The organism is Pseudomonas sp. P129 (genome assembly GCF_020312195.1).
Classification (GTDB): Bacteria; Pseudomonadota; Gammaproteobacteria; order Pseudomonadales; family Pseudomonadaceae; genus Aquipseudomonas; species Aquipseudomonas fragariae.
In genome coordinates this window covers 1269597-1293869 of record NZ_JAGPYS010000001.1, presented here as the reverse complement: position 1 = coordinate 1293869, position 24273 = coordinate 1269597, and the positions used below count along the sequence as shown (strand labels likewise).

23 protein-coding genes are annotated in these 24273 nt (G+C 58.7%); 6 read left to right on the top strand and 17 right to left on the bottom strand.

All coding sequences use genetic code 11. The annotated features are described in order from the left end of the window. Positions 1–54: 54 nt before the first annotated feature. The 8 genes from KBY02_RS05650 to KBY02_RS05615 all read right to left on the bottom strand — a co-directional run bounded on the left by KBY02_RS05650 (position 55) and on the right by KBY02_RS05615 (position 12145). Positions 55–3627 (bottom strand): glycosyltransferase, encoded by a 3573-nt coding sequence (locus tag KBY02_RS05650; RefSeq protein WP_104684420.1) that lies wholly within the window; start codon positions 3625–3627, stop codon positions 55–57. An 89-nt stretch (positions 3628–3716) separates the two neighbouring features. Next, positions 3717–5309 (bottom strand): flagellar hook-associated protein 3, encoded by a 1593-nt coding sequence (locus tag KBY02_RS05645; protein ID WP_003404348.1) that lies wholly within the window; start codon positions 5307–5309, stop codon positions 3717–3719. A gap of 13 nt (positions 5310–5322) precedes the next feature. Further along, on the bottom strand, positions 5323–7383 hold the full coding sequence (flgK, locus tag KBY02_RS05640; protein ID WP_003404346.1) for a flagellar hook-associated protein FlgK: 2061 nt from the start codon (positions 7381–7383) through the stop codon (positions 5323–5325). Positions 7384–7393: 10 nt separating this feature from the next. After that, positions 7394–8638: a flagellar assembly peptidoglycan hydrolase FlgJ gene (gene flgJ, locus KBY02_RS05635; protein ID WP_003316789.1), complete on the bottom strand. Its 1245-nt coding sequence runs from the start codon at positions 8636–8638 to the stop codon at positions 7394–7396. A gap of 10 nt (positions 8639–8648) precedes the next feature. Beyond that, the gene (locus tag KBY02_RS05630; protein ID WP_003404340.1) at positions 8649–9758 is read right to left on the bottom strand and encodes a flagellar basal body P-ring protein FlgI; all 1110 of its coding nucleotides are present in this window, start codon (positions 9756–9758) and stop codon (positions 8649–8651) included. Between the two features lie 13 nt (positions 9759–9771). Continuing rightward, positions 9772–10485 carry a flagellar basal body L-ring protein FlgH gene (gene flgH, locus KBY02_RS05625; protein WP_011268457.1) on the bottom strand — a complete coding sequence of 238 codons (714 nt, stop codon included), beginning with the start codon at positions 10483–10485 and terminating at the stop codon, positions 9772–9774. 84 nt (positions 10486–10569) lie between these two features. Next, positions 10570–11358 carry a flagellar basal-body rod protein FlgG gene (flgG, locus tag KBY02_RS05620; RefSeq protein WP_003412455.1) on the bottom strand — a complete coding sequence of 263 codons (789 nt, stop codon included), beginning with the start codon at positions 11356–11358 and terminating at the stop codon, positions 10570–10572. Between the two features lie 46 nt (positions 11359–11404). Continuing rightward, positions 11405–12145 carry a flagellar basal body rod protein FlgF gene (locus tag KBY02_RS05615; RefSeq protein WP_003316785.1) on the bottom strand — a complete coding sequence of 247 codons (741 nt, stop codon included), beginning with the start codon at positions 12143–12145 and terminating at the stop codon, positions 11405–11407. Between the two features lie 283 nt (positions 12146–12428). Here KBY02_RS05615 and KBY02_RS05610 point away from each other — a divergent pair, with 283 nt between their 5' ends. Next, positions 12429–12620 (top strand): hypothetical protein, encoded by a 192-nt coding sequence (locus tag KBY02_RS05610; protein ID WP_024639345.1) that lies wholly within the window; start codon positions 12429–12431, stop codon positions 12618–12620. On the opposite strand, the gene KBY02_RS05605 is transcribed toward KBY02_RS05610, so the two are convergent. The 7 genes from KBY02_RS05605 to cynS form a co-directional block, all read right to left on the bottom strand. Then, positions 12621–14369, bottom strand: coding sequence for a flagellar hook-basal body complex protein (locus KBY02_RS05605; protein ID WP_003404337.1), 1749 nt, complete (start codon positions 14367–14369; stop codon positions 12621–12623). A 197-nt stretch (positions 14370–14566) separates the two neighbouring features. Then, complete coding sequence (gene flgE, locus KBY02_RS05600) at positions 14567–15895, bottom strand: flagellar hook protein FlgE (RefSeq protein ID WP_104684421.1); 1329 nt, start codon at positions 15893–15895, stop codon at positions 14567–14569. A 25-nt stretch (positions 15896–15920) separates the two neighbouring features. Beyond that, positions 15921–16610: a flagellar hook assembly protein FlgD gene (gene flgD, locus KBY02_RS05595; RefSeq protein ID WP_003404333.1), complete on the bottom strand. Its 690-nt coding sequence runs from the start codon at positions 16608–16610 to the stop codon at positions 15921–15923. A gap of 15 nt (positions 16611–16625) precedes the next feature. Continuing rightward, positions 16626–17066, bottom strand: a complete 441-nt coding sequence (gene flgC, locus KBY02_RS05590; protein WP_002554316.1) for a flagellar basal body rod protein FlgC — start codon at positions 17064–17066, stop codon at positions 16626–16628. A gap of 3 nt (positions 17067–17069) precedes the next feature. After that, a complete protein-coding gene (gene flgB, locus KBY02_RS05585; protein WP_003370068.1) occupies positions 17070–17477 on the bottom strand; it encodes a flagellar basal body rod protein FlgB in 408 nt (135 codons plus the stop codon). A gap of 278 nt (positions 17478–17755) precedes the next feature. Further along, positions 17756–18229: a DUF1348 family protein gene (locus KBY02_RS05580; protein ID WP_004416966.1), complete on the bottom strand. Its 474-nt coding sequence runs from the start codon at positions 18227–18229 to the stop codon at positions 17756–17758. A gap of 10 nt (positions 18230–18239) precedes the next feature. Next, complete coding sequence (gene cynS, locus KBY02_RS05575; protein ID WP_003404332.1) at positions 18240–18707, bottom strand: cyanase; 468 nt, start codon at positions 18705–18707, stop codon at positions 18240–18242. A gap of 73 nt (positions 18708–18780) precedes the next feature. Here cynS and cynR point away from each other — a divergent pair, with 73 nt between their 5' ends. Next, positions 18781–19695, top strand: coding sequence for a transcriptional regulator CynR (cynR, locus tag KBY02_RS05570; protein ID WP_032656992.1), 915 nt, complete (start codon positions 18781–18783; stop codon positions 19693–19695). 93 nt (positions 19696–19788) lie between these two features. Here the strand turns inward: cynR and cheR are convergent, their stop codons facing one another. Then, the gene (cheR, locus tag KBY02_RS05565) at positions 19789–20616 is read right to left on the bottom strand and encodes a protein-glutamate O-methyltransferase CheR (protein WP_003347319.1); all 828 of its coding nucleotides are present in this window, start codon (positions 20614–20616) and stop codon (positions 19789–19791) included. A gap of 51 nt (positions 20617–20667) precedes the next feature. Next, positions 20668–21594, bottom strand: coding sequence for a chemotaxis protein CheV (locus tag KBY02_RS05560; RefSeq protein WP_003316772.1), 927 nt, complete (start codon positions 21592–21594; stop codon positions 20668–20670). A gap of 77 nt (positions 21595–21671) precedes the next feature. Between KBY02_RS05560 and flgA the strand changes: the two genes are divergently transcribed. The 4 genes from flgA (at position 21672) to KBY02_RS05540 (ending at position 24252) form a co-directional block, all read left to right on the top strand. Beyond that, a complete protein-coding gene (gene flgA / locus KBY02_RS05555) occupies positions 21672–22430 on the top strand; it encodes a flagellar basal body P-ring formation chaperone FlgA (protein WP_011268462.1) in 759 nt (252 codons plus the stop codon). A gap of 161 nt (positions 22431–22591) precedes the next feature. Beyond that, positions 22592–22906 (top strand): flagellar biosynthesis anti-sigma factor FlgM, encoded by a 315-nt coding sequence (gene flgM / locus KBY02_RS05550; protein WP_003404324.1) that lies wholly within the window; start codon positions 22592–22594, stop codon positions 22904–22906. 49 nt (positions 22907–22955) lie between these two features. After that, the gene (locus tag KBY02_RS05545; RefSeq protein ID WP_003404322.1) at positions 22956–23423 is read left to right on the top strand and encodes a flagella synthesis protein FlgN; all 468 of its coding nucleotides are present in this window, start codon (positions 22956–22958) and stop codon (positions 23421–23423) included. Between the two features lie 82 nt (positions 23424–23505). Further along, the gene (locus KBY02_RS05540) at positions 23506–24252 is read left to right on the top strand and encodes a flagellar brake protein (RefSeq protein ID WP_003404320.1); all 747 of its coding nucleotides are present in this window, start codon (positions 23506–23508) and stop codon (positions 24250–24252) included. Positions 24253–24273 lie beyond the last annotated feature (21 nt).

Here is a 24273-nt window from a genome sequence, read left to right as displayed (position 1 = left end):
GTAGCGTGACCGTGCCAGCGGGCAACCCGCTGGTGCGTGTTCAAACGGATCGGATCAGTCCGGCAACCAGCCGTTGGCCCAATACTGCAGGTTTTCGCCGCGCAACATGAAGTCACGCAGTACTGTCTCGCGCAACTCGTCGCCCATGCGGTAGCTGGCATTGGGGTCGGACAAGTGCATGCGGATCGCCTGCAACCATTCTTCGGAGCTGTTGGTGTACACCCGGGTCGCCGGCAGATGGCCGCGATACGCCTCGGTGTCGGAACAGATCACCGGATAGCCGCAGGCGCCGTACTCCAGCAACCTGAGGTTGCTTTTGCAGTCATTGAAAATATGGAATTCCAGCGGTGCCAAGGCCAGATCAAGGTTCAGGCTGGCGAGCTTGGCCGGGTAGGTTTTCAGGCTGACCCCTGGATGGAACTCATGGATGTAGGGCTTGAGCAGATCCGGGCACATGCCGAAGAACACCCACTCGACTTCATCAGCCAGTTCGCGCACCACATCGGCAATCAGCTCCAGGTCCCCCCGATGGCTGGTGCCGCCGCCCCAGCCGATACGCGGCTTGTCCGAGCTGCGACGCTGGGTCCTGAGGTTACTCCACAAGTGGGTCGCCAGCATGTTCGGCACGACGCGAATGTCGCTGTGCATGCTCGACAGCGCCTCGGCCAGCGGGTGAGTCGATACCACCACACGGTCACACAGGCCTATACCCTTGCGCAGCATGGCGCCGATGTTGTCCGGCATGTTGCGCTTGTGCTCGTTGCGCTCGGGGACATCGGCGATGTAGTCATCAAGCTCGAAAATACGCATGGCATTGGAGTAGTTCTTTGCCAGCTCGATGTCCGGGACCTTGGCTTCTGTGTAACGCCCCTGGAAAACGATGACATCTGGCGACTGGCGCTCTATTTCGACCGGCGTTGCGGTCTCGTAAGTCATCCGGCCAACCACCCGCCCGGCCGCCATCAACTCCAGGAGTGGCTGGCTGACCCGGTAGTGACCCACCGCCGAGGAGTTGACCGCCATACCGAAAATGGACGGCAGATGCCGGGTGCAGAACGGGCTCCAGCCCGCCAGCAGACCAGGGTCCAGGGTGAACGACAGCGCCTCGTTGAGGTACAGGTTGGGGTTGTAGGCCTGATCCCTGGCCATCTTCGGCAGCCACTTCTGGAAGAATGATTTCTGCTCGTTGTCGAGTACCTGACGAGACGTCTCGTTACGTTCGGCGGCAGCAGGCTCGGCCAGTACCAGCGATGAATCCGGGGTACCGACGATCAGGTAACCCTCGTGCCCGACACGCATGCACAGGTCCAGATCCTGCAGCCCCTGCGTGAAGGTCGCCGCCTCCAGTGCGCCGACGGCGTCGAACACGTCCTTGCGCACCATCAGGCAATTGCCGCTGACCGCACTCCAGTTCTGGGTCAATTGCAGGCGCTGCATGTAGCCACTGGCACCTGCAGGGAAATTGATGAACGGCCGACCGGCCAGACCATCCATGCCCATGACCATGCCTGCGTACAGAATATTGCCTTGTGGATTGAGGATACGTGGACCGACGATCCCGACCTCGGGGCGCTGGGCATGGTGCATCAGCCCCTGCAGCCAGTCCGCCTGATGGATCAGCGCATAGGCGCTGAGCATCAGCAGATAATCGCCACGCGCCTGACCGGCGGCATGATTCTGGGCGGCTGCCTCGCTGCCTGTTGCGGACAGGGAAAAAATCCGCAACTTGTCGCTGCCCAGCTCACTCATCGCCGTGAACCATGCCCGCGCTTCGGCGCTTTCGCTGGCGTTGTCGACGATCAGGACTTCGTAATTCGGGTAGGTGGTGTTGCTGAGCAGACTGTCTATGCAGCGCTCCAGGGCGCCCAGTTGATCCCTGGCGGTGATGATGATCGAGACCAGAGGCAGTGATGGGTGAACGTACTCGATGCGATTGAGCAACGGCAACTGATCGTGATGAATCACGTGTTCTCTGCCGATCCGTGACAGGTGGGCTGCAACCAGAGGCTCGCTGTGCTCGATAACACCAGGCAGCGACAGCCAGCCCGCGAATGCCAGACGCGACTCGACCTGAACTTCGGCAATGTGCTCGATGCTCTGTGGCCCGGCCCCTTCGACCAGACGCCAGATCACATCGTGCGGGGCGAGTTCATCGAAGGCCGGATCGAAACCGCCCATGTCGAGCAGATTTCGACGTTCGAACGCCAGCGTGCGCCCGACATAAGGATAGGCACGCAGCAGGTCCAGGTTGAAGCCGGGTTTGAATATCGGCTCTCTGGACTCGTCCTCGACCAGCGCGCCTTCGTCGCTGTAGACACACAGCAGCCCGGGGATCTGGGCGATACGCTCGGCCAGAATCAACAACGCTGGCTGCGTCAGCCGGTCACCAGCGCGCAACAGGTAGACCCAGTCGGCACTGTCCAGCAGTGGCAATACTTCGTTCAGTTGCCGAGCCCAGTCCGGCTGCAGAGAAAAACGCAGCACCTGCGGATCGTCGACACTGGCGTTGGTCAGCACCACCACCGAGTCTGCGGCATAGTCCTGTTCGGCCAGGCTGCGCAAGGTGATATCGAGGGCCTCGGCATCGCCATCCGCATCGATGATCACCGGCACGATACGTGGCTGCCAGGCCCAACTGACGATGCGCTGTTCCAGCAGTTTTTTTTGCGGCTCGGAAAACCGGCGGCAGGACAGCCATTCGGCGTAAAGCTCTGCATAGCTGTCACTGCTACTGCCGACGCGGCTCATCATGATGCCCTGGCGACCAGCCATCACCCCGTAAAGGCCGACCTCATCCCACTCGCGCGGCTCTTCGTGCGCGCGGCGCAGAGGCAGAAAACGCACCCAGCCCTGAGCCGGTGCGTCTTCGCCGCTACGCGCCTTGAGCATTTCGTTCAGCCAGCCCCATTCGGTGGTGGCTTTCTGGTGCATATCGCCCTGACTGCTGAAGCGCCCCGGGTGCAGGCGTTCGGTGCTCTGGATGCTGTGCAGCACCACGAGATTGCCGCGTCGCAGCAGGCAGATAAACAACGTGAAATCCAGCAGCGCAACGAAACCCTGCGGCAGCGCAATGGACGGCAGGTATTCCTGGACATCGGCGCGACGCATCAGCGCGCCACTGAAACCGCCCAGATAATTGCGCGGCGTGCGCTCGAAAATCGCCAGCATGTCCTCGCCCTTGAACACGGCGTCGTAGGGCACGAGGCCGACGTTTTCCATGCGGGCCGGCAAGACATAATCATCGACATCCACCAGATGGCGCTTGCTGACGACGAGTTGGACGTCCTGGTAGGTATCAAGGGTTTGCGCCTGATGCGCAATGCAGTAGTTATAGAGGCGGTCGTCATCACAGAGAAACTTGATGTACTCGCCGCTCGCCTGCTCCAGCCCCTTGAGCAGGTTGCCCTGAAACCCCAGGCGCTGAGGATTGCGCAGGTAACGGGCCCGGTCGCTGTCGGGAGCCACCAGTTCGTCGAAAATCGCCTTGATCTCGTCGCTACGGCAATCGTCACAGACGATGATTTCGAGATTGTCGTAGACCTGGTCGAGCGCACTTTGCAGCGCTGCGCGGAAAAAACGCGGATTGAAGGCGGGAATGACGATACTGACGAGGGGGACTGAATTCACTATGACTGACTCGCGAGCGGCTGGGGACCCATCAGTCGAGTGGCCCCCCTCACCGCTGAAAAAAGACGGCGGATGCTCAACGTCAGAACTCAAAGCTGACTGAACAGGTTCAACTTGGATAGCATGGTAAACACCTGCTGAGAAGCGTCCAGCATGGTTTTCTGTAATGTCAGGCGGGTGGTCGCCTCGACGATGTCGGCGTTTACGTAAGTGCCTTGCTCAGTGGTGTTGTTGCCTTTGAGCAGATCGTTGGTCGTGCCTTGGGCGGTTGCCGCCAGCTGACGCGCACCGCCGTTGGAGCGTGCCGTAGAGGCCTGCTCGATGGCGCTGCTCATGTTGCCCAGCGCAGAGTTCAGCGCTGCCGTCATATTCTGCGAGGCCACCAGGTTGCCATCGGTGGGCGTCGACAGGGCTTTGATCGCCGCTGTCAGCGTATTGAGAATGTTCTCGGTCTGGTGCGTGCCAGACTCGACGATGAACTGGTCGCCGGCAGCCGGCGTGCCGCTGATATTGAAGTTCACCCCTGAAGCATTGGCCGTCGAACCAGTCATGGTGCCACTGGACACTGGCTTGCTGCTGCTGGTCAGTGGCGCGGCGTACAGGTCGTAATCGGTCGGGCTGGTGAACTTGAGGATTGCGCCGTCTGTCGGGAAGGTATTGTTGAAAGCAGTCCGGTCCGCAGCGGTATTGCCCACGACAGAGCTACTGACGGTCGCCGTTGACGTATTGCCGGCGCTGCGCGAGGTGGAAACACTGTCCGGTGTCGACGCCAACTGGTAGCTGCGATTGGCCAGCGCCGCATCTGCGGTAGCGTCCGAAACCCGGTCAGCGGCTGGCAGGTTGACGTTGAGGGTCATTTCCACGCCGCGGAAGGTGAACGTCTGGGCATCGAACGAGCCGTGGGAAAACTTGCCGCCAGACGACGTATCGGAACTCACGTCAGTGCCACTGGCGTCAGTGATCTTGAACTGCGTACCGCTGAGAAAGGTCAGCGTGTAGGGCTCACCGGCCTGGTAGCTGGCGTTATAGGTCGGAGTGGACGTCACCAGGCCACTGCTGAGGCCGATCTTGCCGTCATCGGTTGCAGGCGAGAGCAGTGTGGCAGACGTACGGGTTGTGTTGACCGACTGTTCGAAGGCCTCGAAACCTGACGTGTTGCTGGCCATCACCAGACCATCGCCTACCGCCAGATTGACGCTGGTCTGATCGCCCTTGTAGCTGTAGGAGCCGTCGGCGTTCAGCGAGTACGGTGGCGTAGAGGCCTTGGAACCGGAAAATATGTACTGACCGTTCGGGTCCTGGCTGTTCATCAGGCCCAGAATCTGACTCTGGTACTGCTTGAGGGCCGAAGCCTTGGCGAGCCGGTCCGAGTCGGTAAAGGCGCCACTGCCTGCCGAGACGATCTGCTCACGCGCGGCCTGCATCGTGTCGATGATGCTGGTCAGCGTCGTTTCGGTGGTCACCGCATTGGTATTGATCGTGCCGATATTGGTTTCGTACTGGGTCAGCATGGAGTTCTGCTGGGTCAGTTGCAGTACGCGCGCCGCACCCACCGGATCATCGCCCGCAGTATTGAGCTTGATGCCGCTGGAAACCTCTTCGCTGGTCTTGTTCAGGTTCGAATAGTTACGCTGATAATTGGTGTTCGTGGATTCGAAGAACTGGGTAGTCGAGATACGCATGGCTCACGATTCCTTAAAGACTGTTGATCAGCGTGCTGAAAATGGTTTGTGCCGCCTTGATGATCTGCGAAGAGGCGGTGTAGTACTGCTGGTACTTGATCAGGTTGGACGCTTCTTCATCGAGCGATACACCCGAGACCGAATCGCGTGACGACTTCGCCTGGCTGACAACGGCCGCTGTGGCGGTCACATCGTTCTTGCTCTGGCTCGCCAGCGTACCCACAACAGACACCGTATCTGCATACGAACCGGACAGGCTGGTACCCACACCACCGTTGACGACGCCGACAGTCTTGGCAGTCTGCAGGCCGACCACCGCCAACGCATTGCGGTTATCGGACGAGCCGCCGCCGGTCATGCCGATGCTGAACGTGTCATTGGCAACCGGCGAGCCGGAAATGGTCATTTGCAGTTCAAAAGCGGTTTTGCTGCTCGGCGTTGTCGTGGTGTCGGTATAGCCAACGTTCAATTTGACGGTGTTGGCCTGACCCTGAATGATCGAACCACTGACGGCGTTGCCATTCTGGTCAAGCACCGCCCCGCCACTCGCATTGATCAGGGTATAACTCTGCACGCCGGTGCTGCTGACCGCACCCATTACCAGTTTCATCGGGGTGGAGTCTTTGAGCGCATTGCGCAGGTCAGCGGTCTGGGTGCTGTCGTAGATATCGGACTTGGTGTTCAGCACCGGCTGAGTGAAGCCGCCGGTGCCGGAGTTGCTGCTACCCGCGGTTGCCGTCAACGGCGCGGCAGCTGCAATGTCCTTGGCATCGGTCAGCACCACCGAAATCCCCGAGGCGCCAGTACGGGTAGGGATGACCTTGAAACTGTCACCGGCGGCCAGCGTATTGCCGTTGAGGCTCACACTGAAGCCATCGAACTGCTTTGGCGGATTGTCAGCCAGCGAACCGGCACCCACGCTCTCGCCATTGGGCAGACGGCGCACGCTGAAATTCGATGAATCGCTGAACGTCACTTCATAATCGTTGGCGGTCAGCTTGCTGGTGTCGCCGATCGTCACGTTGAGGTTGCCGGAGCCGACACTGTTGGTGGTTTTGCCGACGCTGCGCTGGGTGATGGCATCCGCACTGTTGATGCTGGAGAACAGGTTCGAACCGAAGTTGCCCTTGCTGTCGATACCCTGGCTCATCTGGCTGTTGACCTGATCGGACAGCACCATCGCGGTACGGCCCAGTTCATTGGTCGCGGGCACCAGCACTTCGTTGCGATAACGCAACAGACCACCAATCGAGCCGCCAGTAAGCACCGAGGTCACATCGGTCTGGGTCTGGCCGTAGGCAATCTGCACGTTGTACTGCAACGGATCGGACGGGCTCGGGCTGGCCGACATCTTGTAGGACGTGCCGCCACTGACCAGCGATTGTCCGGTGCCGGTATAAATGTCGAAGTTGCCGTTGTTCTCGACCACTTTCACGCCAACCAGCTCGTTGAGCTGACGAACCGCTTCACTGCGCGAGTCAAGCAGGGTGTTAGGCGTGGCATTGCCCGCCGACGCTTGTGTAATCTGCTTGTTCAGGCTCGCCAGCGTGGTGGTCAGTTCGTTGACCTGTTTGGTGAAGGTGTTGAGCTGCGTGTTGACGTTATCGTTCTGCGTGGACAACTGCGACGACACCGAGTTGAAGCGTGCGCTCAACGCGCCAGCCTGGGTCAGGAACGACGAGCGTTCTGCCGACTGCGTGGCGCTGGTGGCGATGCCCTGCATCTTGGTGAAGAAATCCGCCAGCTGCACGGAGATCCCCGTCGCACTGTCGGACAGCAATGTATCGGTCTTGCTGGCCTGACCGGAATAAGCCACTGCATCCGCGCTGAGGGCGGTGCTCGATTGCAATTGGGTGTCCAGATAGCTGTTGTAGATGCGACGTACGTCGGACAGCGTGGTGCCGGTACCGATGTAGCCCACACCCTGACCAAGAGCGATCTGCGCCGAAGCCGTGGTCAGCACCTGCTGACGCGAGTAACCCGCGGTATCCACGTTGGCCGTGTTGTTACCGATGGTGTTGATCGCGGCACTGCTGGCATTGATACCTGAGAGCCCAATTGAAATCAGCGACATGAGTCAAACCTTATAAAGTCGTGGAAGAGCCCGCTGCAGCGGCGTAAGTCTGGTAACTCTTCATCTGCTTGGCAATCTGCGAAATCTTGCTGGCATAGTCCGGGTCAGTGGCGTAACCGGCTTTCTGCAATTCTTTTACAAACTGTTCCGGTTTATCGGCCGAATTGACCACTTCTTTATAGCGACTGTTGTTCTGCAACAGACTGACCAGGTCGTGGAAGCTGTCGGCATAGGAATCGTAGGAACGGAAGTCCGCGGTTTCCTTGACCATCTTGCCGTCGCGGAACTCGCTGGTGATCGCGCGCGCTTCGGCACCCTTCCAGCTGCCTGCCGCCTTGATGCCGAACAGGTTGTGACTACTGCTGCCGTCCTGCTGACGCATGATCGATTTGCCCCAACCGGTTTCCAGTGCCGCCTGCGCCACCAGCATGACCGGGTCAACGCCGATACGTGCTGCGGCTTCCTTGGCCAATGGCAGCATGGTTTCGACGAACTGATCGGCGTTGCTGAACGCACGCTTGGCCGGTGCCAGCGGTGGCTGGGCCATGGAACGCACGTACTCGGGCGCTGGCGCCAGGTTCGGATCGAGTGTCCAGTCGCCGTTGTTGCCTGTGCTGCCGGCTGTCGCGCGAGCGGGTACCGGGCTGTTGCTGACGGCGGTTGTAGCGGACGGCACGATGCCAGCCAGCAGACGATCGGTGAGCTTGGCGGGCAGGGACAGACGGCGGGCGTTGAGCAGCGCCATGTCATTGCGCCCTTCTCCGGACGCCGATGCCGCAGCCGCCGCCTGATCGGCAGCCGCCGAGCGCGTGGCCCACAATGGACGCTGGTAGACACTGGTCGCCAGACCGGTCTTGGCCGGCGCAGCGTCAGTAGCGGCCGTTGCAGCGTCGGTCGTATTGACCGGCGCGGCATGGTTTATCCCCTTGTCTTTCGACAATTGGCGCATCAGCACATCCTGCAGACCGATACCGTTGCCACGCGTGGAGAGTGTGACCGCCAGCTGCTGGTCATACATATCCTGATACTGCCGCGTGGCAGGGGTGTTCATCGGATTGTCCTTGGCCAGCACTTCGTTGGCCGAGCGCATGGCCTTGAGCATCTGGCTGACGAACAGCGACTCGAACTCGCGGGCCACTTTCTTCTGGTTTTCCACACTGTCCTTGTCGCCATGCTTCAGCGACGCCAGACGGTTGACGTCGGTGTACGCACCCGAGTCGACCGCCGACGAAATTCCGCTCTTGGGCATATCCATGCTCGAATCCTCAGATCACGATCAGGTCGGCTTGCAACGCGCCGGCCTGTTTAAGCGCTTCGAGAATGGCCATCAGGTCACCGGGCGCAGCGCCCACCTGATTGACCGCGCGAACGATCTCATCCAGCGTGGTGCCTGGACCGAACTTGAACATCGGGTGCAGCTCCTGCTGGGCATTGACCCGCGAGCGAGGCACTACCGCAGTCTGACCGCCGGACAATGCGCCCGGCTGGCTGACGATCGGGTCTTCGGTGATGGTCACGGTCAGGCTGCCGTGGGTTACGGCAGCAGGCGACACCTTGACGTTCTGACCGATGACAATCGTGCCGGTACGCGAATTGATGATGACCTTGGCAGCGGTCTGGCCGGGATCGACTTCCAGGTTTTCCAGAATCGACAGGTAGTCGACACGCTGACCCGGATCAAGCGGCGCGGTCACACGCACCGAACCACCGTCCAAGGCCTGAGCGACGCCCGGGCCCAACAATTCGTTGATCTTGTCGACTATCCGCTTGGCCGTAGTGAAGTCGGAACGGTTCAGGTTCAGGGTCAGGGTATTGCCCTGATTGAAGCCGCTCGGCACCGAGCGCTCGACCGAAGCGCCGCCAGGAATGCGTCCCGACGACGGGACGTTGACGGTAATCTTCGAACCGTCACGGCCTTCCGCATCGAAACCACCGACCACCAGGTTGCCTTGAGCGATGGCGTAAACGTTGCCGTCGACACCTTTCATCGGTGTCATCAACAGCGCACCGCCGCGCAGACTCTTGGAGTTACCGATCGAGGAAACGGTGATATCGACCGTCTGCCCCGGCTTGGCGAAGGCAGGCAGATCCGCATACACAGCGACCGCCGCGACGTTTTTCAGCTGCACGGTGCCCGAACCCGACGGCACCTTGATGCCGAACTGCGACAGCATGTTGTTGAAGGTCTGCAGGGTGAACGGGGTCTGGGTGGTCTGGTCACCTGTACCATTGAGACCCACGACCAGACCGTAACCGATCAACTGGTTGGCCCGTACGCCAGAGATGCTCGCGATGTCCTTCAGACGCTCGGCGTGGACGCCGAACGCTGTGGACAACAACAAGGTCGCCGCTATCAGTTGCTTGAGCTTGATCATGTCTATCCCGCTATCAGAAAGGGAACAACGGGCTGAGGAAGAACCGGTCGAACCAGCCTGGCTGGCTGGTATCGGCAAAGGCTCCGGTCCCCGAATAGGTAATACGTGCATCAGCGATACGGGTAGATGACACAGTGTTGTCGGTGGCGATATCGTCAGCCCGGACCAGGCCGGCAATCCGCACCAGTTCATCACCGGTATTGAGGGTCATCCACTTTTCACCACGTACCGCCAGAATGCCGTTGGGCAGCACATCCGCAACCGTCACGGTGACCGAACCGGTCAGACTGTTGCTCTGTGCAGCCTTGCCATCACCCTTGGTGGTCCGCGCACCGTTGTAACCGGCGTTCAGACTCAGGTCGTTGCCGCCAATCGGGTTGTTGGTGGTCAGACCCGAACCGAACAGCGAGGTCAGACCAATGCTGTTGGTGCTGTCCTTAGACATCGCCGAAGTGGCCGCCTTGCTCGCCGCCATACGCTCGGAAAGCGTGATGGTGATGATGTCGCCAATACGGAAGGCCTTGCGGTCGCCGTACAGGTTCTGCTCGAAACCGGCCTGATAGATGGCGCCATTGTTGGCAGCCGCCGACATGGGCGTACGCGGTAACACCGGAGCGTAATAAGGGTCATTGGGCTTGGCCGTCGGCGCAACACAGCCGGACAGCAGGGTGATCCCGCACAATGAAGCGATCAACACTGAAAAACGCGGAACACTAAGGCGGTTCATGACACTTGAAACCTCGCGGTGTAACAGGCGCTTATCAGGCGCCCCATCGGATTGAGCGGTTCTACGAGCAGCGACATCAAGGCCTTACAGGTTCTGCGTCAGGTTTTGCAGCATCTGGTCAGCGGTCGAGATCACTTTGGAGTTCATCTCGTAGGCGCGCTGGGTAGTGATCATGTTGACCAGTTCCTCAACGGTGCTGACGTTGGAGTTTTCCAGGGTGTTCTGCAGGGTCGGACCCAGGCCGTTAAGGCCAGGGGTGCCGATCTGCGGCGCGCCGCTCGAACCGGTTTCCAGGTACAGGTTGCCACCGATGGCCTGCAGGCCGGCCGGGTTGATGAAGTCGGCGGTCTGGATATTGCCGATGATCTGCGGCGTAGCGGTTGCGCCTGCCAGCGTGACGGAAACAGTACCGTCCTGACCGACCGTGAAGGTCTGGGCGTTCTGCGGAACGACAATCGCAGGCTCAAGGGCATAACCGTTGGCCGTGACGATCTGGCCGTTGGCGTCGAGGTGGAACGTACCGTCACGGCTGTAGGCAATGGTGCCGTCCGGCTGGGTCACCTGAAAGAAACCACGACCGTTGACCGCCAGGTCCAGCGGGTTGTTGGTGGTCTGCAGGCTACCGGCAGTGAAGTTCTTCTGCGTGCCGACAATGCGCACACCGGTACCCAGTTGCAGGCCGGAAGGCAGTTCGCTGTCCTGAGTGGACTGGGCACCCGGCTGGCGTTTGATCTGATACAGCAGGTCCTGGAACTCGGCCCGGTCACTTTTGAAACCGGTGGTCGAGACGTTCGCCAGGTTGTTGGAGATGGTGGTCAGGTTGGTATCCTGAGCGGCAAGGCCGGTTTTGGCGACGTATAGAGCAGGAAGCATGTGTGTTCTCCTCGAGCGCCGGTTTGTCGGCGCAAGCTGTCATTGATTAGCCAAGTTGCAAGACGCGAGCCATAGACTGATCGTCTTCTTCGGCGGTCTTCATCATCTTGACGTGCAATTCGAATTGACGGGACAAGGCCAGTACCGAGGTCATTTCCTCGACCGCATTGACGTTGCTCGCCTGCAGAAAGCCGGACTCGACCTGAACGGTGGCATCTGCGTCGGCAGGCCGGCCGGTCTTGGTATGGATCAGACCGTCAGGGCCCTTCTCCATGGTCTTCAGGTCAGGCCTGACCAGTTTGATGCGGTCGACCTGCGCCATCACCTGCGGACTCTCGCCCAGCGAACGAATGCTGATCGTGCCGTCGGCGCCGATCTCGATCTGCTGCTGAGGCGGCACGGCAATCGGACCGCCGTTGCCCATAACCGGCAAACCGCTGCCGTCGCGCAACACGCCCAGGGCATCGATGTTCATGCCGGAACTGCGGGTGTAGGCTTCACCGCCGTCAGGCGTCTGCACCGCGATCCAGCCATCACCCTTGACAGCGATGTCCAGCTCACGACCGGTCTGCACCATGGCGCCGGCGGAAAAGTCGGTCCCGGGACGCTCGCTCATGGCGTAGGCACGCGATGGCATGACCTCGCCAAACACCGGCATCGAGCGGGCCTGTTCAAGGTCACGCATGAAACCGTTGGTCGAGACGTTTGCCAGGTTGTTGGCATGAGCCTTTTGCGCGATCGCGTTTTCGGATGCACCGCTCATTGCGACGTAAAGCAACTTGTCCACAGTCTTCCTCCTCCGACAGACGCTTGCCGCCTGTAGCTGTTCTGAAAGGGTTAAAGCAATTTTTGAACCAACTTGTCAGGCTCGATACAAATGCCTGATTAGCCAGTAAAAACCGGCATTCGCCGACGGCCTGAGGAGCGCGCGTCAGCCAATAGCGGCGGTGGACTGCCGCCTGCCGCTTGCCAGACCGGAAACACCGCCAAAAAAACTTCATCGAACTGCGCCGAGAACCGGATCGACAGTGATAACCTTGCCGACACCGCAACCCTGAACGGGAACCGTCATGCCTTTTCGTGCGTGCATCATCGGTATCGCGAGCGCGAGCTTGATGACCCTTGCCCTGCTCTCTCAGGCCGATCCCGCCCACTATTACAAATGGCAGGGCGACAGCCGTATCGTCTGCGCCCAGGCCAGCCCGGGCCCAGGCTGGAAACGCCTGAAAGGCCACTTCATCAAAGCCGACTGCTCGATCTGATCAGGTCGACTGAATCAGCGTCTGCATCAACGTCACTTCGGTGGATATCGCCTTGGAGTTGGCCTGATAGGCCGTCTGGGCCTGGATCAGCGCAATCAGCTCATCGGCCAGCACGACGTTCGAACCCTCCAGCGCGCCACTGACGATACTGCCCAGCGTACCGACGCCCGGCACATCATATTCAGCCACTCCGGAATCAGCGGTGGCGGCCCAGCGTGTATCGCTACGCGGCTGCAAGCCATGGGGATTGGCGAAACTGGCGAGCATCACCTGACCGATATCTTTAGTCATGCCATTGGTAAACCCGGCACGCAGAATGCCGTCCCGGCCAACGTCGAGACTTTTCAACTCCCCTGCCGAATGGCCATCCACGTAGGCGGCGGAGCGCGAACTGGCAGCGTTGTGCTGAAGCAGATGGGTGAAGTCGATGGTGATGCCGTCAGCGCTGCCGGCCGCCCCGTTGGCTATCCAGCGCTCACGACTGGTGCCAGGATCAACCGCCATCACCGGCGACCAGCCCGTGAGTTTCAGCTGATTGCCATTGCTGCTGCTCAGACCCGGACTGCCGGTCAACGACGCAACAGTGCCATGCGAATCGAAGACGATATTCGCTGTCAGCGGCGTGGTGGAAGCGGAGTTCTGCGGGTTTCGATCGTCGATCAGCACGTGCATGCGCCAGCTGTTGGTGCCGTCCTTCACGAAATACTGTTTCAGCTCATGGGTGTTGCCCTGACTGTCAAAGATCTGGTTACCGAACATCCTGCTGTAAGTGTTCAGATCTGCGGGATTGAAGTGCGGAACCGGCCGATGCATGACCGTATCGCCCGGGTCGAGCAGACTGGTCCCGGCATCGCTCAACGGCAACGAAACAGCCCCGCCGTTCAGCGAGCCGTTCGCCGCCCACGCGCCATTGATCTGCGTGGCAGGTACCCAACCCTGCAAGGCAAATTCGGTGTCCGAGACTTTGCTCAGGTGCTGATCATTGCCGCTGTACGACAGGGAGCCGTCAGGCTTGAGCTCAAGGCTCACCTGCAACGGCGCTACGCTGTCGGGATCCACCGGATTGCGCCCGTCCACCAGCACATACATGGACCATTGATTAGCCTCGGTCTTGACGAAATACTGCTTGAGCTCATGATCGGCTGCGGGCACCGGAGTGATGCCCACATCCTGGATGGTCCGGGTGGCGACCCGTGTGTAGGTCGCGGGGTCGGCCGGGTCAAAGGTCGGCAAGCGGGCGAGCGAAGGCAGCGAGGCATCCAGATTGATAGTTTCAGCCACCGTGGTCGTGGCCCTGGCACCGACGTTGGACGTATCGATCTGCAGGTCCGTGCGGATACCACTGGCAATCTCGCCCTTGTCGTTTGCGGCGTAACCCTGCAAGCGCCCGCCATCGCTGTCGACGACAAAGTTGGCAGCATCCTTCAAAAAGGCGCCGGCCCGCGTATAGGCCAACGAACCCTGATCACTGACCACAAAAAAACCGTTGCCCTGAATACGCATATCCAGCGCATTGCCGGAACTGATCACGGTTTCACCCTGATTGAAATTCTGCTGCACCGAAGCAAGTCGTACGCCATCGCCGACAGCGTGCTGTCCGGCCCCCAACTGTGCGGACGCATATAAAGCAGAAAACTGCGCACGAGACGACTTGAACCCCAGGGTACCGACGTTGGCAATATTATTGCCCGCCACTTCCAGTCGTTTATTGGCAGCATGAATACCGCTGATCGCTGTATTGAATGACATGAGAACTCCCTTGCCGCACAGGCAATTCATAGAGGAGTTTTATTCTCACATCATCGTGCGTAGGAAGTTTCCAAGTAGGATGCGGGAGTCATCCGTAACTTTCAGTACTAAAAAAGACATAACAAAATACTTTGCAGACACCCATAAAAAAGCCCCTTTTTACAGGGGCTCTTTCAACACGCATCCAACAACACGTGTTACGTCATCTGAATAGTGGTCTGCATGATGGTGCTTTGTGTGGAAATGGTCTTGGCGTTAGCCTGATAGTTGCTCTGCGCCTTGATCAGGTTAACCAGTTCCATGGTCAGGTCGACGTTGGATTCTTCCAGCGCCTGACCGGTGATGTAACCCAGCGTACCCGACTGTGGAGCGCCGCTCACCGGGACGCCGGAAGCGAACGTTTCACGCCAGTTGGTGCCGCCGGCCTGCGCCAGACCCTGCACGTTGGCAAAGCTGGTCAGCGAAGTCTGACCGATCACCTGCGACTTGCCGTTGGTGTAAGTGGCGAACAGGTTGCCGCTCGAGTCAACGTTCATGCCGCTCAGCTGGCCAGTGGCGTAGCCATTCTGATCCTGCTTGAGCAGACCGGATACCGAAGCGGTCTGGGTAGTGCTCGACATGTCCAGCTTGATCGAAGCAGCGCCCGTCGCACCGTTGGCTGCCCAGGTAGCTGTCGTGCCAGTACCGACCTGCACGCCAGGCACCCAGTTGCTCACGGCGAATGTACCGTCAGCGTTGAACTTGATGTTGGCGCTGTCGGTAGGAACAGAGCCGCCGGCAGTGGTCACCAGATTGCCCGAGGAGTCGAATGTCAGGTCATTCTTGTCCGGCGCGGTGGACGTCGGATCGGAAATGCTGCGCCCGTCCATCAGGGAATACATCGACCAGGTATTGGTGCCGGTCTTGACGAAATACTGATCCAGGGTGTGCGCATTACCCTGAGTGTCGTAAGTCGGGGTGCTGTACTTGACGTTGTAGCTATTGGTATCGGTCGCATCGAACGTCGCAACGGTCGGCAGCGCAGTTGTCGAGTTCAGGTTGGCGGAGTTGGTGATCGTGGTCGTCGCCTTGGGCTCCAGGTTGGACGCATTCACACGCAGATCGCTGAGCGCGCCGGTCACCACAGCGCCATTGGCGTCAACGTTGTAACCCTGCAGCTTCATGTTGCTGCTATTGACGACGTAGCCTTCCTTGTCGGTGTGGAATGCACCGGCACGGGTGTACAGCTTCTCGCCGTTATTGCTCATCATGAAGAACCCGTCGCCATTGATGGCCAGGTCCAGACTGTTGGCTGTTCCGGTGGTCAGGCTGCCCTGGGAGAACTGCTGGGAAACTGCCGCAGTTCTCACGCCACTGCCGACACTGGTATTGCCGGAAGTACCGCGAATCGACTGAGCATACTGATCAGCGAACTCGGCACGTGACGATTTGAAACCGGTTGTCGCGACGTTGGCAATGTTGTTGCCGGTAACGTCGAGACTTTTGTTTGCAGCATAGAGCCCACTAAGGCCGATATTGAAAGACATGTTTCACTCCTGCGCCGTAGCGGCTCTACAATCCGATAGTTTGAACTTTGGACAGGGCAACACTGCCGCTGGCCAGGTTAAGCGTTGTTTCTGCGCCATTGACACCCAGCGTGACACTGTTGACCGTGGCGGGCAGGTAAGTTGAAAACTGTGTGTTCTTGCCTTCGACCGAGCCTTCAGCCTTGAAGCTGTAAGTGCCCGATGGCAGCTGGGTACCGCTTGAGTCCGTACCGTCCCAGGCAAAGCTGGTGGTACCGGCTTTTTGCGTGCCCAGGTCGACACTGTCGACCAGATTCGATTGCGCGTCGTACACCTTGACCGTCGTTAGCGAGCTTTCGCTCGGCACCACGATCGACCCGGTCAGGCCTTTGGTGGTATCGACCGAGGTGCTGCTCGCATCGATGATCACTGAGCGACCGACCAGTGACGAGGCCTGCAAGGCCTGCGACGACTTGTAGCTGCTGGCGATCGTGTCCACCGTCGACGTCAGGTTCTGCATGCTTTCAAGGCTGCTGAACTGCGCCAGTTGCGCCACGAACTGCGTGTTGTCCTGTGGATCCAGCGGGTTCTGGTTCTTCATCTGCGTCACGAGCAACTGCAGAAAAGAGTCCTTGCCCAGCGTGCCGGTAGAATTCGTCGCGGTCGGCGTCGGATTCTGCAGCGTATTCAAAAATGTCGATGAAACGCTGTTTGCTGCGGTGCTATCAACGGCCATAACGTTCGCCTTCTATCACTGACCGAGGGTCAGAACCTTCTGCATCATGGATTTAGCGGTGTTCATGATTTCTGCGTTGGTCTGGAAAGACCGGCTGGCAGAAATCATGTCGGCCATTTCTTCCACGACATTGACGTTGGGGTAGTAGACATACCCGTCCTTGTCAGCGGAAGGATGATTGGGCTCGTAACGTGCTTCCAGGTTCGAGCTGTCTTCGATGATGCCGTTGACCTGAACACCCTGCCCGGCTTCGCCCTGGTCCTGGAACAGCGAACCACCTGTGGACTGCTGACCCTGCATCACGGTGGCGAACACCGGGTGACGGGCGCGATAGGTCTGGTCCATGCTCGAAGACACGGTCTCGGCGTTGGCGATGTTACTGGCCGTGGTGTTCAGACGCGTGGTCTGGGCACTCATGGCGCTACCGGCAATGTTGAACACATTGGCTAGTGACATGAATTATTCTCCGCGAAGGGCTGCAACCAGCCCCTTGAACTTGCTGTTGAGCAATGTGAAGCTGGCCTGGAAGCCCATGGCGTTCTCGGTGTAGCTGGCCTGCTCGACCTGGGAATCAACGGTGTTCTGGTCCAGCGAAGGCTGCGACGGCGTGCGATACATCAGCGTCCCGTCGTCATTGCCCATGCCCTCGGCTTCGATATGGCGGCTGTTGGTCTTGTTCAGCGCGAAGTGACCGTTCTGGACCTTGTCGTTTTCGGCAGCCAGCACCGAAGAGAAGTCCAGATCGCGAGCCTTGAAATTCGGGGTGTCGGCGTTGGAGATGTTGTTGGCCAACACCTCTGCACGCTGAGCCCGGAAGTTCAGAGCCTTTTCATGTATGCCTAGCGCTTTATCGAAGCTGATGCTCATTTCGGGAAACCTTTGCCGGTTGACCTGATTCTGTTGTTACTGACAAAGCAATCGGCGTGCCATGTTGTAAAAGCCAATGTTTGCAGGGTCCACAGGCGGCGGCGAGGCGGCAATGCCAGAAAAGCGGCAAGGCATTTCCGCTGTGGAGGGGTAAAGCGGCAAGGTGGGTGCCGTTTTTTTGCCAGTACCGGCTTGCCGCCTGGCAATCGTGGCCCTTCATCATTGCCTCAACCGGACACCCAATAAAAAAGAGACCCGAAGGTCCCTTTGACGATTGATCAGAGGCCAAGCTCGCTCAACCCCGGGTGATCATCCGGTCGGCGCCCCAGCGGCCAATGGTATTTGCGCTCGGACTCGGCGATCGGCAAATCATTGATGCAGGCAAAGCGCCGTTGCATGAGGCCGTTTGCAGCGAACTCCCAGTTTTCATTGCCATACGAACGGAACCAGTTGCCGGAGTCGTCATGCCATTCGTAGGCATAGCGCACGGCGATGCGGTTATCGGTGAATGCCCAGAGCTCCTTGATCAGCCGGTAGTCCAGTTCCTTACGCCACTTGCGTTCCAGAAAGGCCTGGGCCTCTGCGCGACCATTGACGAACTCGCTGCGGTTACGCCAGTAGGTGTCTTCGGTGTAAGCCAGTGCGACTTTCGCCGCATCGCGTGAATTCCAGCCATCCTCGGCGCCACGGACTTTCTGGACTGCAGTCTCCAGGGTGAAGGGTGGCAATGGCGGTCTTCCTTTATCACTCATCTCAGCGTCCTCAGAACGGTTTGTAGGGCAGGAATTTTCCATCGAGGGTGATCACGGCTCGCTCTCCCCCTTCCGGATCGTCGACTTTCTTGATGTCGAGCTTGAAGTTGATTGCGCTGATGATGCCGTCGCCGAACTGCTCATGCACCAGTGCTTTCAGCGTTGTGCCGTAGACCTGAACCATTTCATGGAAGCGGTAGATGGTCGGGTCGCTGGAGACGTCTTCGACATTGCCGCGCAACGGGATGGTTTGCAGTTCGGCGACCGCGTCCCGGTCCAGTCCGAGACGCTCGGCGACCACCTCGGCCACCGCTTGCGGCAAAGGGTGCTGCCCGAGCAATGCAGCGGTGACATACACCACGCTCAACCCCGTACCTTCTGCAAGTCCCGCCCAGGTCAGGTTCTTCGCAGTCTTGGCCTGCAGCACACGTTCAGTCAGATGCTGGCGCGGCGCTCGGGAAATATTGCTGTGCGGCATAGGTAACCCTCCGGAATGAATTCACATCACTCACAGGATCGGCAACTATCACCATAAGATCCAAGACTGATTTATGATCATCGCCATAACCCTGACTTATGGTGATGCTGTGCTGTTACGCCATATACGTTATTTGCTGGCAGTCGCCGACCATGGCAATTTCACCCGGGCGGCCGAGGCCCTGCATGTCTCGCAACCGGCGTTGTCGCAACAGATCAGGCAGCTGGAAAGCAGTCTGGGTGTGCAACTGTTCGACCGCACCCGCCGCAGCGTCGTGCCGACCGATGCCGGCCGCGTGTATCTGGACCACGCGCGTCGCTGCCTGCTTGAGCTGGATGCCGGGAAGCGTGCGCTCAACGATGTCAGCGACCTGTCACGCGGACAATTGCGCCTCGGCGTCACGCCTACCTTCAGTGAATACCTGATAGCGCCGCTGATCGACCGCTTCAGCGCGCTGTATCCGGGAGTGGCAATCATCCTCACGGAGCTGCCTCTGGAGCAGATTACCGAGGCACTGATCAGTGACGCGCTCGATCTGGCCATCGGTTTTGCCGGCAGTCACGCTGTCGAGATAGACAGCCAGCCGCTGTTCGATGAACAACTGTGCCTGGTCATGGCCAAACCTGCCTCCGAGAAGCAGGCCGCGCTGACACTTGAGGACCTGCAAGCGCTTCGCTTCGCCTTGCTGGCCCCCGGATTTGCCACTCGCCAGCTGCTGGATGCCTGGTGCCAGATGCAGAACTTCAAGCCGATCGTTGGCCTGGAAGCGAACTCGATTGCCATTTTGCTCAAGGTCGTCGCTCAGGGCCGCATGGCGACCATTCTTCCCGATGCCATCGTTCGCAAGCAGCCCGGGTTGTGCGAAGTCCAGACGATCCCTGCCCTGCCTGGGCGAACGGTTGCGCTGCTGCGGCGTAAAAACGGCTACCAGAGCGCCGCCGCCAAGGCTTTTGCAAAACTGGTGAGCGATATCAGAACGAAAATATGAACCCGATGGGCAGACAATCAGAGCTGTTTTCAGCCGCGCACAAAAAAAGAGACCCGAAAGTCTCTTTTTTCATGACAGGCCACTGACAGATCGTCACTTGGCCTTGTAGATGATCCCGGGGCTGCACTGAACCATCTGATAGTGATCCGGCAAACCATTGAGCGCTTCGGAAGCCCCGAGAAACAGGTAGCCGCCTGGCTTGAGCGTGCCGTGGATGCGCAGCAGGATGTCTTTCTTCACTTCGGCGGAGAAGTAGATCAATACGTTACGGCAGAAAACGATGTCGAACTTGCCCAGCGAGGCGTAGCTGTCGAGCAGGTTGAACGAGCGGAACTCCACACGACTCTTGATCGGCGCCTTGACCACCCAGCGGCCCGGACTTTTTACGTCAAAAAAGCGCTGCAGACGGTCCGGCGACAGGCCGCGACCGATGGCCAGGCTGTCGTACTCGCCGGTCTTGCAGTTATTGAGCATCAAGCCCGACAGATCGGTTGCGACGATCTGCACGCCCGATTTGAGCTGTCCCTGATTGGCTCGCTCGAACTCATCGATGGACATCGACAGCGAATACGGTTCCTGACCCGACGAACAGGCGGCCGACCAGATGCGCAGACGCTGACCAGGACTGGCCTTGATCTGCTCGGGCAACACCTTGTTCTTCAACACTTCGAACGGATAGGTGTCGCGAAACCACAGGGTTTCGTTGGTGGTCATCGCATCGACCACCTGCTCGCGCAAACCACTGCGCGGCTGGGTCTGAATGCGCTGGACCAACTCGCCAAGCGACTTGATGCTTTGCTGCTCCATCAATTTGTTGAGGCGGCTGGACACCAGGTACTGCTTGTTTTCCCCAAGCAGAATGCCACAGGCTTTTTCCAGAAATACCCGGAACTGATCAAAATCCAAATTACCCGTAGACAAAGTGCCGCCTCTCAAATCATGTGAATCACCGGGGACGACGCCCCCGGCTGGTTATTCTGCTGCCTTGATCCGCGCAACGACCCTGGCCGCCAGATCATCAGGCCTGAATTTCGCGAGAAAATCATCCGCGCCGACTTTCTTGACCATCGCCTGGTTGAATACCCCTGACAGCGAGGTATGCAAAGTGATGTGCATCTTCTGCATGCGTGGATCATTGCGTATTGCTGCGGTAAGGGTATAGCCATCCATCTCCGGCATTTCAATGTCGGAGATCATCATCAGGAACTCTTCTTCAGGTTTTTTGCCTTCTGCAACCATCTTGAGCAGGTAATCCAGCGCCTGACGACCATCGTTGAGCGCTACGACTTCCACCCCGACGGTTTCCAGGCAGCGGCTCACCTGCTTACGGGCCACCGACGAGTCGTCGACCGTCAGCACACGCAGGGAGACAGCCTTGTGCTGAACCTCGGCGTCAATGACACCGACCGAGATTTCTTCGGACACTGGCGCGACTTCGGCGAGAATTTTCTCGACGTCGATGATTTCCACCAGCTGGTTATCAACCCGGGTCACGGCGGTCAGGTAATGATCGCGCCCGGTGCCCTTGGGTGGTGGATGAATCTCTTCCCAGTTCATGTTGACGATGCGTTCGACAGAATGCACCAGAAAGCCCTGAACCTTGGTGTTGTACTCGGTAATGATGACGAAGGAATTAACCAGCGAAATCATCCCCGTGGAACCTGTCGCCATTGCCAGATCCATGATCGGGATCGTGCCGCCACGAATATTGGCCACGCCCCGAACGATCTTGCTCGATTTGGGCATGATGGTGAGTTTCGGGCATTGCAGTACTTCTTTTACCTTGAAGACGTTGATCCCATAGAGCTGCTTGCCGTCGAGACGGAACAAGAGCAGCTCCAGGCGATTCTGACCCACCAGCTGAGTTCGCTGGTTTACCGAATCCATTACACCTGCCATGCCGAACCCCCTTACAAAATGACCGCCGCCCAGACACCAGATCAACAAGCGGCACGGGCTTTGCTATTTATTACTTCATGAACGCAAAGACGACAATTTCTCGACACCTCGCATTAGAAACCCGCAGGCTTCTGTGCGCAATCGCCCTGCTGTGCCTTTCCAGCACGGTGACCCTCGCTCGTGCCGAGAATTTCACACTGCCTGAGCAGCTTATCGGCGTCACCCAAGGGTTTCTTGAGTTCACAGTAGAAGACTATTTGGCAACCAACCAGATTGACGGGCGTCATGAGATACAGGTCAAGCAGCTCGACCCGCGTTTAAGGATGGGTGCCTGCGACAAGGATTTGACAGCCACACTGGAAAGTCCTCGCCCGGTTGGCCGGGTTACCGTGCGGGTACGCTGCGAAGGTTCTTCGCCCTGGACGGTGTTTGTGCCCGCCCAGGTGTTGCTGTATCGCAACGTCGTGACCGTGATGCGCCCGCTCAAACGTGACGCGATCGTCACCGAAGAAGACGTCGCGATGCGCGAGCGGGATGTCAGCAGCCTGGGTCAGGGTTTCCTGGCATCGCTGGATCAGGCAGTCGGTCAGAAGGTTGTCCGACAGATGGTCATCGACCAGGTCATCACCCCGGTGGCGCTTGAGCAGCCACAAATGATTCACAAGGGCGATCAGGTGGTGATCATCGCCCGCAGCGGCTCGCTGGCGGTGCGCATGCCCGGCGAAGCGATGTCCGATGGAGGCTTCAACGAACAGATACGGGTGAAAAACCTCAATTCCCAGCGGGTGATCAAGGCAAGTGTCACCGGCCCAGGGCAGGTGGAAGTCGCTATGTAGTGCATTGATGGTGGCGCGAAGGGTGTGTTTTTTTTAGACTGCGGGGAATGCCCGACGGCAAATGTCGTCTATTGGGAAGCTTTCTCACAATCAGCCTAAAGTTTGATGGGGGTTGGCCGAAAACAAGGCAAGCGTCCAAACACCCAGAGGTTTTTTCAATCATGGTCATAGATTTCAGTCGCCTTAACAACTCACAGTCTGTTGCCGGTGCTTCACGTACCAGCGCCAGTAAAGACACCGCCAAAACCGATGCTCCAGCCCCTGCCGTCACCGCAGGTGTCAAAAGCACCGGGGAAACTTTTTCCTTGAGCAGTGAGGCTCAACAGTTGCAGAAAATCACGGACAAGCTGACCGATCTGCCAACCGTCAACAGTGCTCGGGTTGCCGAGCTCAAACAGGCCATCGCCGACGGTAGTTACACAGTGGACAGCAACCGTGTCGCCAGCAAACTGTTGAATTTCGAAACCCAACGCTAAGCCAAGGCTGGCGCTGGATATTCTGGACGCTTAAAAACCAGAGCATGCGATGCAAGACACTACTTTGCTGCAGATGATCACTGACGACATGGTTTCGGCCCGACAGCTTCTTGAGCTGTTGCAGGCCGAATCACTGATTCTTCACGGCCGCGACATGGGCGAGATGGAGCAGGTGCTGGCGCAGAAACAGGCGCTGGTCATTCTTCTCGACCAGCATGGTCGCAAACGTAGCCAGGTGCTTGCGGGCATGGGGCTGCCTGCCAATCGCAGTGGTCTCCAGCAACTGGCCAGCCAGTCGGATATCGGTGAGCAATTGCTGCTGGCCGCCGACGAACTGAATACGTTGATCAACGAATGCCAGACGCTCAACGAGCGCAATGGTAGTCTGATCCAGTTGCAACAGGTCAGTACCGCTCACCAGCTTCGCATCCTGAACGGTGGCGATACGCCTACACTCTATGACAGCCGCGGATCGACTGCGCTTAGAGCAAAACCACGCCCTCTGAGCCAGGCGTAACTTCCTGTATCAAGGTTTCGTGCATAGTGGCAGAATGCCTGCTGTTGCGTTGCCGTAGTATTTTGCCTGGAGATTCAAGAACGTGAATGGCTCAAGCGCGGACGATGCTCCGCAGCCCCCGAAGGTTCTCAATACACCTTTGGAAATTGCCGCTAACCTGCGGCTGCTACTCGAGAGTCATGATCCTCTGATCATTACCTTTCACGAGCGTCCCCAGCGCTTTCAGAGTTATCTGCTTGAAGTCGACCGTGACAACAACGTCATGGCCCTCGACGAAATGATCCCCCGCGATGGCGAACGCTTTCTGAGCAACGGCGAATCCTTCCGTGTCGAAGGCTTTCATGACGGCGTGCGGATTGCCTGGGAAAGTACTGCGCAGATGGACATCCTCAGCACCGACGGTCAACGCATGTACCGCGGCCCGATGCCTGAGGAAGTGGTTTATCACCAGCGCCGCAACGCCTTCCGGGCCGCGCTGAAGCTGGCGCAGCTGGTCGACGTCGAAATCGGCGGTGACCGCCTGAAATTCACACTGGCTGGCAAGCTGCTGGATATTTCTGCCACCGGTTGCAAGTTGCGCTTCGAGGGCGACGTGTCCGATCGCATGCAATTGGGCCAGGTATACGAGCGTTTCGTTGCCAAGCTGCCTTTCGGCGCCATGACAGCACCTGTCGAGTTGCGCCACCTGCATTTCGAAGAACGATTCAACACCACCTTTGCCGGCGTGCGCTTCCACAACATGAGTGGGCTGGTGCAGCGTCAGGTCGAACGTTTCGTCTATCAGTTACAGCGCGAAGCACGGCGCTTCGACAAAGACGACGACTTCTGACACTCACCTGAATCCCCCGGC